A 13137-nucleotide genomic window follows, 5' to 3' on the forward strand; every position below is an offset into this window, starting at 1 on the left:
TAAAGAAGGGTTCCCAGATTTGACTGGAGGGTGAATATTATGAAAAAATTCTGGCGCACTGGTATCGTTGCTGTAATTGGCTGCTTGGGGTTACTCATTCTGGCTTCGCCGGTGATAGGTCATGCCGACCGACTGCCAGTCAATGATAATCTCCCAATCGAGCGGCCCAAGTTAGTGGCCTCTGGATCAACGATTGCCACTGACTCCTACCGTTTAGCTCCGGTTTCTCACGGCGTGATCACACGGGCAGCGACGATTCCACTCCGTTGGTCCGCGATTAAACAAGCCACTGGAGCCACCACAACCAGCTGGTCTCGCGTTTTGAATCGCCTTGGCATTGTTTTATTAGCTGCATTGGTTGCGACCACTGCCACCTATGCCCTCACCGACTGGCGGCGTTGGACACCTCGTGTGGGTCGTTAGCTCTTTATAAATAGACTATTAAACGGCGCGAAGTTTTCTGACTTCACGCCGTTTTTGTATGGCTTTTATCGATCAAGCTGAACCGGATCACGTGGGGCACTGTAGCCGAGCGAACTCGCCGCAATCCAGGTCGCCTGGTTGAGGGCCTTGAAGTCCTCCGTTCGGCCAGTCACAATAATTCCACTGAACTTGGCCGTACTCAGTTGTGGATTCTGCCGAATGAACGTCTGACTCCCCTTAGTCACACTCACGCCGTTGTAACGCCAATCAAGTCCCAGTTGGCCGATCTTCTTCACCGCCGACTTAAACTCGCGATAGTCATCAGCCGTCAACTTAGGTGTGGCTGTCCCTGGCACTGTTTCGGCATTCAGACCCACGAGATGATTTTGAAAGCTAGTCGGATCCATCTTGCCGGTGACCCCAGCCCAATACCAGGTCGCATGAAGCTTGGTTGGCAACCTGGACAAGATCTGTTGAGACGTTATTGATCGTTTGAAGGTAATGGCGACTTCGACCACGGCTCCCTTGGCCTGTGACACTTGTTTCAGTTCCTGTGTCGGCTTGAGATTGGGTTTTCTCACCGCCAGATTGAAGAATTCTGGAATGCGCCGTTGTGTTTCTCGGTCAAAACTAACCATCCCCTGTTTTGTCTCCGTCTCATCAACAGTGCCATCGCTCAGCTCACTGGCTCCTGGAAGCCAAGAATAATCACCCTGGCTGGTTGACCAAGGGACTCGCTGGCCCTCAATCGACTTGAATCGGTGACTCATCACCGTTCCTCCAAAGATCGTTGTGTTCGACAAGACACGATCGCTGACGTGGATATTCGGCGACATCATGGTATTCGTGGCCTCAAGAATCGCTGATATCTGGTTTGATTCTTTAGCCGCCTTCGACTGTGTCAGCTTGTAGGCAAGCGGCGTCACCACCATTAAGACCCCCACGGCAATCACAATCATCAAGCCAATTCGCTTCACCCGACGCCATTTTGCTAAACGCTGAAACTTCTGTGCATCATTCATGCCACTCACTCCCCATTAATCTTTTTAATTTCTGATGAACCCGCCGCAATCGCATCTTCACTGCTCCCGGACGGCGACCTAGTCGCATCGCAATCTCCTTGATTGATAATCCCTGATCGTAACGGAGAATCAAGAGGTCGCGTTCCTTTGGTCGTAGCTTCTGAAAGGGAAATGCTAATTGCCCCGTCGTCTGTTGGTTAACCTGTTCCCGCTGATTCGGTACGAGGTACTGCGCCACTAATTCGCGATATCGCCGCTCACGACGATAGTGATCCAGATAGGTCGACCAGGCGACACGATAGAGATAACCGCGTGGCTTGTCTGGCGGCAACGCCAGGTCCATTTCAAGCGCCTTCACGAACACATCCTGGCAAATATCCGCCGCCGTTTCTGGTCGCGCTCCCCGACTCACCAGGTATCGTTGGAGTTCCGTGGACAGTTCCACCAGAAACGCTTCATATTGGTCCAACCGCATGTCTCCCCCAAAGGTCACGTTTTAATTTAAAATTTTCTCGGTTTCCTAAATTATACGCAACGCAAACGTAGTAATTGCCTGACCCGCGACACACCTAAAAGGCCCCAAGTGACAAGTGCCATCACTCAAGGCCTCAATTCATTTTATTAATTTTGCCGATCCACATTAGTCATTTTCAATGGATCAACCCAAGCCGCAAACTGATCGGCCGTCACTTGCCCCGATTGCAAGGCAACCTCCCGCAAGGTTTTCCCGGAGCGTTCAGCCTCCTGGGCAATGGCAGCGCTGGCGTGATAACCGATGTGCGGCGACAATGCCGTAACCAACATCAGTGACTGGTCCACTAACTCTGCCATCCGATCGGCATTAACGGTCAGTCCCTGAACGAGTTTCATGGTAAACCCTGCTATTGTTCCCGCCAGAATGTCGGTCGACTCTAAGAAAGTGGCAATCAAGACGGGTTTGTACACGTTCATCTCAAAATTTCCTTGAGATGCCGCCACGGTCATGGTGACGTCGTTTCCCATCACCCGTGTCGCCGCCATCGTCAGGGCTTCTGCCTGTGTCGGGTTTACCTTTCCTGGCATGATTGAAGAACCGGGTTCATTTGCTGGAATGTTCAACTCGCCATAGCCGGCCCGCGGGCCACTCGCCAGAAAACGAATGTCATTGGCAATCTTCATGAGATCACTGGCCAGCGTTGTCAGCGCACCATGCACGACCGTCAAACCGGAGTGGGCGGCCAACCCAAAGAACTTATTGGTTTTGGCGGTAAAGGTCAGATCGTAATCAGAAGCCAGTTGGGTCGCCACGGCGGTTGCAAATCCCGGTGCGGTGTTCAGTCCGGTTCCGACGGCGGTGCCACCAATCGGTAGCTCCAACAACGTTGGCGACAAGGACTTCAGATAATCCCGGTCGTGAGTTAGCATGCTTACCCACCCACTTACCTCCTGACCAAAAGTCAGTGGGGTAGCATCCTGGAGATGTGTTCGTCCCACCTTAACCACCTGTTGATACGCTACTTCTTTCTTTTGAAAAGCCGCAATCAAGTGATCAACCACAGCTAGCAAATCGCGTACAGCCACCGCCGCCGTGATCGTCATCGCTGTAGGAAACGTGTCATTAGAGCTCTGACTATGATTGACATCATCATTCGCCTGAACCCCACTGGTTACATCAAGCCGCTGGGTTTGGTGTGCAATAACTTCGTTGACGTTCATATTAGTCTGCGTGCCCGACCCCGTTTGGTAGACGTGAAGCGGAAAGTCCTGTTGCAGTTTGCCGTCATCTAAGGCCGATAAAGTGTCGACCGCCTGAATAATCAACTGGGCTTTCGGTTCCTGAATCTCCCCCAGATCGCGATTGGCCACCGCTGCCGCCCGTTTAATCCGCAAGAGGGCCCGAATGACTGGCAGGGGCATCAAGGGCCCCGTCGTAAAGTTATGGCGACTGCGCTCTGTTTGAGGCCCCCACAATGCCGTCGCAGGAACCTTCACCGTTCCAATGGTATCTGCTTCTTCTCGATATTCCATCTCATCATGCCTCTCTTCTAATCTCTTGATTCAGCATATCGACCCCAGCCGTCGGCGTCAAGCACCCCTAGCCGAATGCACAAAAAAAGCCACCTAGTTGAAGATGACTTGGTTTCGTTTCAACTCAGAACTGCCTTAACCCTCGACAGTTTCTTCCAGTTGAACCTGATTATTTTTCGCTAATTGTTGTTCAGCCCGCCGACGTGCGGCCACTGCATCATCAAAATCACTAAAAGTTTGATTCAACACATAGCGACCGTGGTAAAATAAGCGTGCAGCCCATTTACCTGAGCGTTTATCGAAGCTAACCCCGATAACCCCCGAAATGTTACGGGAACTAATCTTCGTTAAAGCCGCAACGTTAGAGCCATTAACTAATGGCAGGTTGGTGGCATTTCCAATCTGCTTACGCGTCCGGGGATCCTGTGTCAACCGTGCCTTACTGATGTCGCGGCGGTAGCAACCACAACTGACAGTGATGCCGTGTCGCAGGCGGTAACTATCAACCGTCACCAACCGGCCACAGCTACACTTACACAGCCAGGTGGCGTTTCCATTCTTTGCGGTTCCGTCACGACGAATAACCGTCAGTCTGCCGAATTGTTGTCCGCTTAAATCTAGGAGTCTCATAAATAATTCCTCCATTCAATTAGTCATCAAGCCTGATATGCCGCAGATTAATCTGATCTCTTTCCGCTTTCCCCCGTTAACTTAACGCTTACAATACTATTCTACACATCAAACTAAAAACTAGCTTAAAGTCCCAACCTTTTTTGGTTTTATTGGTGACCCCTAACAACTTGTTATTCTAACATGAACTTACTCTGGAAAGAAGGAATCACTTATGGATATCATACTCACTTTTCTAATTTACTTTGTCGCCCTCGAACACCTGGCTATTATGGGTCTGGAGATGTGGGGGCACCCAGAAACTCAAGCTAAAGCCTTTGGCATGCCACTCGAGTTCGTCCGCCAAGTTCCAGCCCAAAAAGCCTTGGCCAACCAAGGCATCTATAATGGAATGGTCGGGGTCAGCTTACTCATTAGCCAATGGGTCCTCAGTGGTCGTTCACAACTCATCACCACTGCAATTTTTCTGATCTTCATCGTGGTCGTTGCCCTCTTCGGTAGCCTGACCGTAAAAAAAGAAATTTTTTGGCTTCAAGGAATGCCGTCCCTCGTCACGTTACTCGTTTTACTAACCCTGTTAATCTAACCAAACGTTTATGGGAAAGGTTTACAGTCGCGAGAACATAGGTTATAATGACAGTACATATTCAGGTTAAGACCTGCCACGGCATTTCAATCGTTGGAGGAGTTAATTGACATTTAGCCATTATTAACACCGTTGAGGCCGTACACATACTTCTATTCTGCTGGTTGCGTTCATACGTAACTAGCTTTTTTTATGCCCAATTTAAAAAGCGGTCAGGACCAGGTCCTAACCGCTATATCTCGTCAACTTACATGCGACTCGCTGCAATCCACAATCTCAGCATATGATAAATGACAACACCCATTGCCCCCACAAAAAGTGTGCCACTTGCGTAATAAAGATAATACACCACTGGATGTTTCATGATTTTGCCCCCTTACTAGTTAAGCACAGCCTAACACGCCGTACAAAACTCGTCCGTGAGTTTCATCCAAAATCCAATGACTAATCTAATTGGCCTAACCAACTGGTGAGGCTTCCCGTCGACGTGCGGCTGCCACAATTGCCTCTTGTTGTGCAATTGTTGCCGTAAACTGGCGCATCAGATCACGCTCGATGACCTGGGCACCATGCGCTTGAGCCCGGCGCGACACCATTTGAAACTTCTTACGTTCACTCAATAAGTCTTCCGTTAACATATGGCTCCCCCCAAAAGAATTCGCCAGTGTTCTGTTACCGTTAAGTACATTATATACATTTGTTTCAAAGCGGTCTAGTCTTATTTTGAATTTGATACAAAAATTTTACAATCGTCAATCCAGACGAATTACGTTGATACCTAGACGTTTCAGGGGCGTGACAAATTTTAATTTTGCTCGTCATTAATCAGATTTTTCATAATTGGTCTAGTTGCCGTGTGCAACCGGTTGACAGCTAGCCAAGTCTTGGATCTCCGCAATGATTTAATCTATCAACGGTCAGTGGTTTGGGTCGGCCAGTGGCTCTGCATATTGATTGTCTTTCCCGGCTAAACAGGGTAACCTTAGGGTAAATTCAAAGGAGTGTTCGCCTATGCCAATTGATCGTGAAAAGTTCCCACCCCTCTACCAAACTGTCGCGGCAAATGACGCGGGCCTGGCAGGTCAGCCTACATCACCAATGGCGGCCTCGATGTTTTAACCAGCGATCCCCTGAACGACCAGCCGGGAACCAACCCCGAACAACTACTGGGTCTCGCATTGAGCACCTGTCTCAATGCCACCCTCGAAGCAATTGCGAAACGTGATCACCTTCCGCACACCTCTCGCGTTCACACTCGCGTCGAGTTTGCCCGTGATTATCGCGGATTTCAATTTTATCTGACGGCCCAAGTCGCTATCCCCGGTGTTGACACCCCCACTGCACAGCGCATGGTGGATCTCGCAGAACATCGGTGCCCTGTCGCCAAGCTACTGGCGGGAAACGCCAATGTTCAGATTAGTCTGGTCGACCAAATTGACTTCACGACCTCCCCGACTTAATGTCATCACGCCTCCCAACAAAAATGGACCACACGCCCTGACAATTGTCAGGGCGTGTGGTCCATTTATCATTGACTTAGTGCCGTGAAAAGCGTTGCTTGACGCGATCCCACCACGACTGATGGGTCCCCGGTTCGCTGTAAACAAACGACCGATTTTGCCGTGTCGACCGCTTGTCATCGTGGCCGTCTTCCATGAAGACAATCTTGCGCCAGCGCTTTGCCTCTTCATCACTCATGCGCTTTTTGCTCATTGACTTCAATCTCCTTCTTACCCAGTGCTAGTCCACTGGTTCTCCGTAGCCGTCTGGAAGCTACTTTTTCATGCGGGTAACCTGACTGAATTCACGAATGAAATCCAGCACTTCGTGAACCCGATCATCCCCGTACAGATCAACCCAGCCTTGAAAACGGCTATTGATCCGTTGGCGGATCACTCGTTCAGCACGGGTGCCAGCCGGGGTTGCTAACAAGTACAAGCGCCGCCGATCATTCTCGTCGGGCCGCTGTTGCAGGTAACCCTGCTTCAACAAAACTTTAATCTGCCGAGAGATCGCGCTACGCGTCACCTGCCGTTTACTGGCAATATCCATCAACGTGACGTTGGTATTCTGTGTGATATCACGCAGAATGAGATACTGCTCAAAAGACAGGTGAAATTCCTTCGCGGGTTCAGATACGAACTCACCTAAGTACTTGATTGAATTCATGTAAACATCAATGAAGGCGTCCAACAGGGACTCTTCCTGTTCAGCCATGATTATCCCACCTACAATTCTCAAAATACGTTTTTTATATTAGCATTTACGCCTGACAAATACCAGCTTTTTCCGCCCGTTACGGCCTTGGCTAGGCCCAACCTATGCTAAACTAGAGTTGAACACAAAGGGGGAGTTATATATGAAACATTTTATGACATGTGTTCTTGCTCTAGGGACCTTAACGCTCCTAGTTGGCTGTGGTCAAACAACGACTGCAACCCACCAAAAATCCAGTTCCACGCAGTCTAGTCAAAAGATAGTCAGCCATGCCAAGCAGCCTGCAAGTTCATCGAGTCAACCGGTAACCGCAACCTTCAAGAATCAGGTGTTTACCAGTCAGCACGTGACTTTCAAACTCACCGGACAACAGGTTACAGCCAGTTCGACGGCTAACCGCCAGTTATTCGTTCTCTATTATACCGTAACCAACGAACAAGGTAAGTCGATTGTGCCTAGTGATCTTTGGGAAGCGGCCGTCAGTGCCACCCAAGATGGCCACACGCTCACCACGGGAAATCTGGCCTTCACCACTGATCAGACTCAGGATAACAATCGCCTAAACCGAACCGTGATGCCACTAGACCCCGGGAAGTCTGTGACCGGCTTGGCCACCTTTGAACCTAAAAATCAGGATCCAATCACCGTGACCTTCAAGGATAGCAACGGCCACACCGTCCATCAGAGTCGCTATCCCATGTCCTAAATTTGACGTCGAAAGGATCCCATTATGACTGAACTTATTAAACGCATCCATCAGATTGAACTGGGCAACTTGGCCCAATTCATTGACCTGTGTGACCACCTCGACCTGCCCTACTTTTTGATGGGTGGATCGTTGCTGGGCGCAGTTCGCCACCAGGGCTTCATCCCCTGGGACGACGATGTTGACGTCGGCATGCTAAGAACCGACTACGACCGCCTCTTAGCCGCCGCACCGGCGCTCCTAGCTGACACCCACTATTTCCTGCAAACGCCCGCTAGCGACGAAAATTACGGTCTCAGCTATGCCAAGTTGCTAGACCGCAACACTTACATTGAAGAAAAAAACAACGTGAACAGTGCGCGCAAGGGAATCTTCATTGATATCTTTCCCTTGGACCGTATTCCTGATGATCCCAACCAGCAGCGAGAGCAAATGGCTAAATTTCAATTATTAAATACCCGGTTGCTCTTCCAGCTCCGTTACCACCTGGTAGATACGCCGTTACGCAAGTTCCAGTCGGGACTTAATCCCGACCAGTTAGCCGACGCGCGTTCCTTGAAGGCTGAACGACAGGCCGTCATGACGCAATATGAACCCAACACGGCACTGCGACACGTTAAGAATCTGGCCTCCCAGTACGCCTATGCTAAAGAAACCTTTACCGTTGCGGAGCTAACCAACTTAACCCCCCTGCCCTTTGAGCATTTGACTGTCCAGGTCCCGGCTAATTATGCTAACATTTTGACACGTATGTATGGGGATTACATGACCTTACCGCCGGCTAATCAGCGGACGGAGAAACATCTGGAAAAAGTAATCATGGATAACCAAGTCTTTACCGACTAAATTAGAAAAGGGTGATGGGTTTATGGCTGATAACTATTTTGGCGCCATGCTGGTAAACGTCTCCAGTATCGAGCTATCGATTGTTAACTTAAAAACGGGGACGCAGACGGAGCGAGTCCGCTCCACCGTCGCCATTGGGGAAAATATTTACAACCATGAGGCAATAAATTTTGAGAATGTCGCCGAAGCCGCTGAAGCTCTCCGGGGATTTCTACAGATTATCAAGGACTACGGGATCACCAATTACCAACTCTGGGGGTCACAGGCCCTCTCAGCCGCACCAAATGCCGAGTTCATTCGTGACCAAATACTGAGTCGAACTGGCCTCAGTATCAAGTGGTTGTCGCTGGCTCAGGAGTCCTTCGTTCGTAACGAGGCGATCGCCCTGAAGTTCAAGCCTTATCCACAATTGGTGGCCAAGAACGCCGCCATCATCGGTCTTAATTCCGGGAGTACCACCTTTTCATTCTTCGCGAATAGCCAGCTAATTGCTTCGCACAATATGAAGTTAGGCCCCATCCGAATTAAAGAAGTCCTACAAAACCTTCGGGCCACGGCACCTAATCCCGTCGACGTCCTCGATGATTACATCAATAGTAAAGTCGACGACTTCTACCGTTTCTTGCCAAAGACCCTGCGCACCACGACTAATCAGGTCATCTTAGTGGGGGCGGCACCGCTCAACAACTACTTCATCGCAACGGGAGAGAACAGCCGAACCTTGACGCGCAAACAATTTGCTGCCTTCACGCATCAGGTCATGGACGCCTCCAATCAATTTTTGATGGAAGAGCTTCATTTGACCGAAGAAAATGTTGAGCTCGTCTTGCCAGAAGTTCTTTTGATTCAAAAGCTTCTGACAGTGGTTCATGCGGACACCCTCCACCTGGTCAACCTGAACGTTTTGGATGGTCTCACGACCAACCAGCAGATCGCAGCAGGTTACCACCCTAATGAGCACTTCGAAGAACAAATCATCGCGGCGGCCAGTGACCTGGCTCACCGCTACCGAGTCGAGCCTCATCACATGGCGTTGGTCACCCATTTTTCCCTACACCTCTTTGACCAACTGAAGTCTCTCCACCATCTGACCAATCGCGACCGGCTGCTCTTACAAGTTGCCGCCATCGTCCACGATATCGGCGGCTTCATCGACACTCATGAACACTACCTACACTCCGACTATGTCCTCAAGCAATCCGAAATCTTGGGACTATCTGCGGAGGAAACCCAGATCATTGCAGCTGTATCGCGCTATCACAGCACGCGGACCCCAGCCGAGGATCTGGCGCACTTCCAGCAACTCACACCCGATAAGCGGTTGATTGTGGCTAAGTTAGCCGCCATCTTACGTCTGGCCGATGCCTTAGATGACGCTCATCAGCAGACCATCAGCCGCATCTCCGTTTCCGTTCGGCCCAGCAAAGTGATCATCACCGCCTTTAGTGACGATGAGCTGTCGTTAATTCACTGGGCATTCAACTACAAAGCCCAATTCTTTACGGACGTTTTCGGATTAAAGCCCGTACTTAAGCAGAGGAGGTCTCACAAATGACGGTTAATTTTGATAAACCAAAGTATTACACTAACCGGGAACTGAGCTGGTTAGACTTCAATGACCGAGTATTGGAAGAAGCACGAGACAAGGCGAACCCGCTCTTGGCGCGTGTCCGGTTCCTCGGCATCACTCAAAGTAACGTCGATGAATTCTTCATGGTTCGCGTGGCCTCCCTCTCCAAACTGGCAGCGGTTAACTATGCCAAACCCGATGCCTCTGGTTTAACGGTCAAAGACCAACTGATTGCGGTTAACCAAAAAGCCCACGACCAAGTGGTCAAGCAATATTCCACACTCAATCGGATGCTACTACCCTTGCTAGCAAACCTCGATATCCATTTGAAGGAACCTGCCGATCTCACCATGCAGCAGACCCGCTTCATTGAAAAGTATTTCAATGATGAAATCTCTCCGGCCCTAACGCCCATGGCCGTTGACAGTTCGCGGCCCTTCCCCTTCATTGGAAATAACACCTTGAACCTGGCACTCCGGCTCTACAAGAATGGCAACAAGAAGGACAAGCGCTTTGCCACCGTCCAAGTTCCCGGAATCTTTCCACGAACCGTGCGGCTACCAGGCGCCGAGAACGATTTCATTCTACTTGAAGACATCATTAAAACCTACATTGGTAACCTCTTCGTAGGGTACGAAGTCAAAGAATCTGCGACCTATCGTGTCATCCGGGATATGGACTTGGACGTGGCCGAAGAAGATACCTCCGACCTCTTAAAGGAAGTTAAGCAACAACTGAAACGCCGGGAACACGGGAGTGCTGTGCGGCTGGAGGTTGAAGCGGGTATCACCAACGCTCTGCAACAGCGGCTGGCGAGTCTCATTAAGATCGACAACTATGCGGTATATAACATCAGTGGTCCGATCGACCTCACCTTCCTAAGCAAGTGGACCAAGCAGATCAAAGGAACGGCCGATCTCAGCTATCCAGCTTTCAGCTCCGCCAAAATGGCCGGCGTCACCGCCGACGATGATATCTTCAAGACTATTCGGCAACATGACGTTCTGGTACACCACCCTTACGACAGTTTCTCTGCCGTTACCGAGTTCATCCGGCAAGCCGCTTACGACGACGAGGTCCTGGCCATTAAGATGACCCTCTATCGGGTGTCGGCTAACTCACCAATCGTGAAATATCTGGGCTCCGCTGCTCAAAACGGCAAACAGGTGACCGTACTGGTGGAAGTTAAGGCCCGTTTCGACGAAGAAAATAACGTCCACTGGGCGCAGCAACTCGAAAAGATGGGGTGTCACGTCATCTACGGTCTCATTGGTCTCAAGACGCACTGTAAACTCACGTTAATTGTCCGCCGTGAACCCGATGGTATCCGGCGCTACATGCATATGGGAACTGGGAACTACAACGATGTCACCGCCCACTTCTATACCGACCTCGGGTTAATGACGACCAATACAGATATGGGGATCGACGCTTCCAACATTTTCAATATGCTGTCGGGGTACTCTGAACCCCCTTATTTCCACCAGTTGCACATGTCGCCCGACGGTATCCGCGAATTTATTGCCACGAAGATTGACCAAGAGATCGCGAATGCCAAGGCGGGACAACCTGCCTGGATCGAAATGAAGATGAACTCACTGTCCGACTCCGATATGGTGGCCAAGCTCTACGAGGCTTCCCATGCTGGTGTTCACGTCAAGCTCATCGTACGTGGGATCTGTTGTCTAAACGTTGGCATTCCAAACATCAGCGACAACATCGAGGTTCACTCGATCGTTGGCCGCTACCTGGAACACAGCCGAATCTACGGTTTTGCCAACGCCGGTGACCCCCAAGTCTACCTGTCCAGTGCCGACCTCATGACACGGAACCTCAATCGCCGGGTCGAGTTACTCTTCCCCATCTTGCAAGAAAATCTGAAGCAACGGGTCTTTGACATTTTCGCAACGCTCTGGCATGATAACGTCAAGACTAGAGTGTTGTTGCCGGACCGGACGTATGCCCGGGTTGACCGGCGCGGCTTAGACCCGCTCAACGCTCAGGCGGACTTCATGGACCAGGCAACCGTGCGGAATCAGGCAGCAACGGCGCGACCCGCTCAGGCGAAGAACGCCCCGCGGCAGTTCAAACCGATGCTCAGCCCGAAGAATCAACCAAAATCCCCCATTGATCGGAGTCCTCAGTAATGGAAAACTTAGTCGTCATTGACTTGGGTTCGAATTCGGTTCGTATGACTATCAGCGAAATCGATGGTGATGGCAACCATAAAACCATCGAACAAGTCAAACGTTACGTGCGTTTATCAGAAAATATGGGTGAAGAGCGTCTGCTCCAACCCGCTGCCATCGAACGAACCCTCGCCGCCCTGGGTGAATTTAAGGCGATCTACAGTAAACTCAAGAGTCCCGACATCCAAGCGGTCGCCACGGCCGCTGTTCGGCAGGCTAGCAATCAGAAACAATTTCTCAAATTGGTTAAGGATCAGTTTGACCTGTCGTTTACGGTCATTTCTGGGGCCCAAGAGGCTCGTTACGACTACCTAGGGGTCGTTAATACCCTCCCGGTTGTCAATGGCTTACTGGTCGATACAGGCGGTGGGTCGTCCGAACTGATTTTAGTTCAGAACCGGCAAATGAAACACGTCGTCTCCATCCCCTTGGGATCGGTAACCCTGTCACAGGCCTACCTCGAGAGTGACGTGGTCAAGGCCGATTCACTCTTCGCCGCCATGACCTTCGTTAACAACGTCTTCAACGATGTCTGGTGGTTACGAGAAGCTACAAATCTCCCCGTCATTGGCCTGGGTGGCGCTAACCGAACGTTGGCCAAGATTAACCGCCGGCGTAAGAACTTCCTTAATTTCGAGGATGTTCACGGCTACAAGCTCACCGCCGATGACGTCTACGCCACCTTGACTCAGCTACTCGGCTTGGATCTCGCAGGCCGCAAGAAAGTCCCTGGGTTGTCCAAGGATCGGGCCGACATCATCGTGGGGGGCCTCATCCCCGTGACTCTGCTGATGCGGTTGCTTGACTCGCGGCAGATTACCTTCTCCAATGCCGGATTGCGTGATGGCATTCTCTTTAACCGAATCAACGAAATCAAGAATGACGCTAAAAATTAACGTAAAAAATGTCCGAGACTTTTGTCTCGGACATTTTTTACATTC

Annotated in this window: 15 protein-coding genes; 8 read left to right on the forward strand and 7 right to left on the reverse strand. The window is 50.5% G+C overall.

Features of this window, described 5'->3' with window-relative positions:
* Positions 1 to 39: 39 nt before the first annotated feature.
* A complete protein-coding gene (locus tag EKM70_RS00760) occupies positions 40 to 423 on the forward strand; it encodes a hypothetical protein (protein WP_125544335.1) in 384 nt (127 codons plus the stop codon).
* 65 nt (positions 424 to 488) lie between these two features.
* Here EKM70_RS00760 and EKM70_RS00765 read toward each other — a convergent pair whose 3' ends face one another.
* The 4 genes from EKM70_RS00765 to EKM70_RS00780 all read right to left on the reverse strand — a co-directional run bounded on the left by EKM70_RS00765 (position 489) and on the right by EKM70_RS00780 (position 4082).
* The gene (locus EKM70_RS00765; protein WP_125544336.1) at positions 489 to 1445 is read right to left on the reverse strand and encodes a sigma factor regulator N-terminal domain-containing protein; all 957 of its coding nucleotides are present in this window, start codon (positions 1443 to 1445) and stop codon (positions 489 to 491) included.
* A complete protein-coding gene (locus EKM70_RS00770) occupies positions 1438 to 1938 on the reverse strand; it encodes an RNA polymerase sigma factor (RefSeq protein ID WP_125544338.1) in 501 nt (166 codons plus the stop codon). The genes EKM70_RS00765 and EKM70_RS00770 overlap by 8 nt, the downstream gene beginning before the upstream one ends.
* A gap of 128 nt (positions 1939 to 2066) precedes the next feature.
* Positions 2067 to 3452, reverse strand: coding sequence for a class II fumarate hydratase (locus EKM70_RS00775; protein ID WP_125544340.1), 1386 nt, complete (start codon positions 3450 to 3452; stop codon positions 2067 to 2069).
* A 135-nt stretch (positions 3453 to 3587) separates the two neighbouring features.
* Positions 3588 to 4082 (reverse strand): alcohol dehydrogenase, encoded by a 495-nt coding sequence (locus tag EKM70_RS00780; RefSeq protein WP_125544342.1) that lies wholly within the window; start codon positions 4080 to 4082, stop codon positions 3588 to 3590.
* Between the two features lie 214 nt (positions 4083 to 4296).
* Here EKM70_RS00780 and EKM70_RS00785 point away from each other — a divergent pair, with 214 nt between their 5' ends.
* Positions 4297 to 4668, forward strand: coding sequence for a DUF1304 domain-containing protein (locus EKM70_RS00785; RefSeq protein WP_125544344.1), 372 nt, complete (start codon positions 4297 to 4299; stop codon positions 4666 to 4668).
* A 458-nt stretch (positions 4669 to 5126) separates the two neighbouring features.
* Here EKM70_RS00785 and EKM70_RS00790 read toward each other — a convergent pair whose 3' ends face one another.
* The gene (locus tag EKM70_RS00790; protein ID WP_125544346.1) at positions 5127 to 5306 is read right to left on the reverse strand and encodes a hypothetical protein; all 180 of its coding nucleotides are present in this window, start codon (positions 5304 to 5306) and stop codon (positions 5127 to 5129) included.
* A 540-nt stretch (positions 5307 to 5846) separates the two neighbouring features.
* On the opposite strand from EKM70_RS00790, the gene EKM70_RS00795 reads away from it, so the two are divergent.
* Complete coding sequence (locus tag EKM70_RS00795; RefSeq protein WP_263853577.1) at positions 5847 to 6128, forward strand: OsmC family protein; 282 nt, start codon at positions 5847 to 5849, stop codon at positions 6126 to 6128.
* A gap of 76 nt (positions 6129 to 6204) precedes the next feature.
* On the opposite strand, the gene EKM70_RS11320 is transcribed toward EKM70_RS00795, so the two are convergent.
* Together EKM70_RS11320 and EKM70_RS00800 are read right to left on the reverse strand one after the other, a co-directional pair.
* A complete protein-coding gene (locus tag EKM70_RS11320) occupies positions 6205 to 6381 on the reverse strand; it encodes a hypothetical protein (protein ID WP_164506287.1) in 177 nt (58 codons plus the stop codon).
* Between the two features lie 60 nt (positions 6382 to 6441).
* Positions 6442 to 6885, reverse strand: a complete 444-nt coding sequence (locus EKM70_RS00800) for a MarR family winged helix-turn-helix transcriptional regulator (RefSeq protein ID WP_125544348.1) — start codon at positions 6883 to 6885, stop codon at positions 6442 to 6444.
* 142 nt (positions 6886 to 7027) lie between these two features.
* On the opposite strand from EKM70_RS00800, the gene EKM70_RS00805 reads away from it, so the two are divergent.
* Genes EKM70_RS00805 through ppx form a run of 5 tightly spaced genes read left to right on the forward strand, consistent with a single transcriptional unit; the run spans position 7028 to position 13092 of the window.
* Entirely contained in the window at positions 7028 to 7591 is a 564-nt protein-coding gene (locus tag EKM70_RS00805; protein ID WP_225416349.1) for a DUF5067 domain-containing protein, read from the forward strand.
* Positions 7592 to 7615: 24 nt separating this feature from the next.
* Positions 7616 to 8437 carry a LicD family protein gene (locus EKM70_RS00810; protein WP_125544350.1) on the forward strand — a complete coding sequence of 274 codons (822 nt, stop codon included), beginning with the start codon at positions 7616 to 7618 and terminating at the stop codon, positions 8435 to 8437.
* Positions 8438 to 8459: 22 nt separating this feature from the next.
* Positions 8460 to 9992 (forward strand): Ppx/GppA phosphatase family protein, encoded by a 1533-nt coding sequence (locus tag EKM70_RS00815; RefSeq protein ID WP_125544352.1) that lies wholly within the window; start codon positions 8460 to 8462, stop codon positions 9990 to 9992.
* Positions 9989 to 12154: an RNA degradosome polyphosphate kinase gene (locus EKM70_RS00820; protein ID WP_125544354.1), complete on the forward strand. Its 2166-nt coding sequence runs from the start codon at positions 9989 to 9991 to the stop codon at positions 12152 to 12154. The genes EKM70_RS00815 and EKM70_RS00820 overlap by 4 nt, the downstream gene beginning before the upstream one ends.
* The gene (ppx, locus tag EKM70_RS00825) at positions 12154 to 13092 is read left to right on the forward strand and encodes an exopolyphosphatase (protein WP_125544356.1); all 939 of its coding nucleotides are present in this window, start codon (positions 12154 to 12156) and stop codon (positions 13090 to 13092) included. Before EKM70_RS00820 ends, ppx begins: the two co-directional genes overlap by 1 nt.
* Positions 13093 to 13137: the final 45 nt, after the last annotated feature.

It is taken from the genome of Levilactobacillus lindianensis, from assembly GCF_003946095.1.
Taxonomy (GTDB): domain Bacteria; phylum Bacillota; class Bacilli; order Lactobacillales; family Lactobacillaceae; genus Levilactobacillus; species Levilactobacillus lindianensis.

Bases quoted from the DNA above. Each gene is read 5' to 3' on its own strand.
- EKM70_RS00780 (WP_125544342.1), bottom strand. From the start codon at position 4,082: ATGAGACTCCTAGATTTAAGCGGACAACAATTCGGCAGACTGACGGTT.
- EKM70_RS11320 (WP_164506287.1), bottom strand. From the start codon at position 6,381: ATGAGCAAAAAGCGCATGAGTGATGAAGAGGCAAAGCGCTGGCGCAAG.
- ppx (WP_125544356.1), top strand. From the start codon at position 12,154: ATGGAAAACTTAGTCGTCATTGACTTGGGTTCGAATTCGGTTCGTATG.
- EKM70_RS00765 (WP_125544336.1), bottom strand. From the start codon at position 1,445: ATGAATGATGCACAGAAGTTTCAGCGTTTAGCAAAATGGCGTCGGGTG.
- EKM70_RS00790 (WP_125544346.1), bottom strand. From the start codon at position 5,306: ATGTTAACGGAAGACTTATTGAGTGAACGTAAGAAGTTTCAAATGGTG.
- EKM70_RS00815 (WP_125544352.1), top strand. From the start codon at position 8,460: ATGGCTGATAACTATTTTGGCGCCATGCTGGTAAACGTCTCCAGTATC.
- EKM70_RS00800 (WP_125544348.1), bottom strand. From the start codon at position 6,885: ATGGCTGAACAGGAAGAGTCCCTGTTGGACGCCTTCATTGATGTTTAC.
- EKM70_RS00805 (WP_225416349.1), top strand. From the start codon at position 7,028: ATGAAACATTTTATGACATGTGTTCTTGCTCTAGGGACCTTAACGCTC.
- EKM70_RS00820 (WP_125544354.1), top strand. From the start codon at position 9,989: ATGACGGTTAATTTTGATAAACCAAAGTATTACACTAACCGGGAACTG.
- EKM70_RS00775 (WP_125544340.1), bottom strand. From the start codon at position 3,452: ATGGAATATCGAGAAGAAGCAGATACCATTGGAACGGTGAAGGTTCCT.
- EKM70_RS00785 (WP_125544344.1), top strand. From the start codon at position 4,297: ATGGATATCATACTCACTTTTCTAATTTACTTTGTCGCCCTCGAACAC.
- EKM70_RS00810 (WP_125544350.1), top strand. From the start codon at position 7,616: ATGACTGAACTTATTAAACGCATCCATCAGATTGAACTGGGCAACTTG.
- EKM70_RS00760 (WP_125544335.1), top strand. From the start codon at position 40: ATGAAAAAATTCTGGCGCACTGGTATCGTTGCTGTAATTGGCTGCTTG.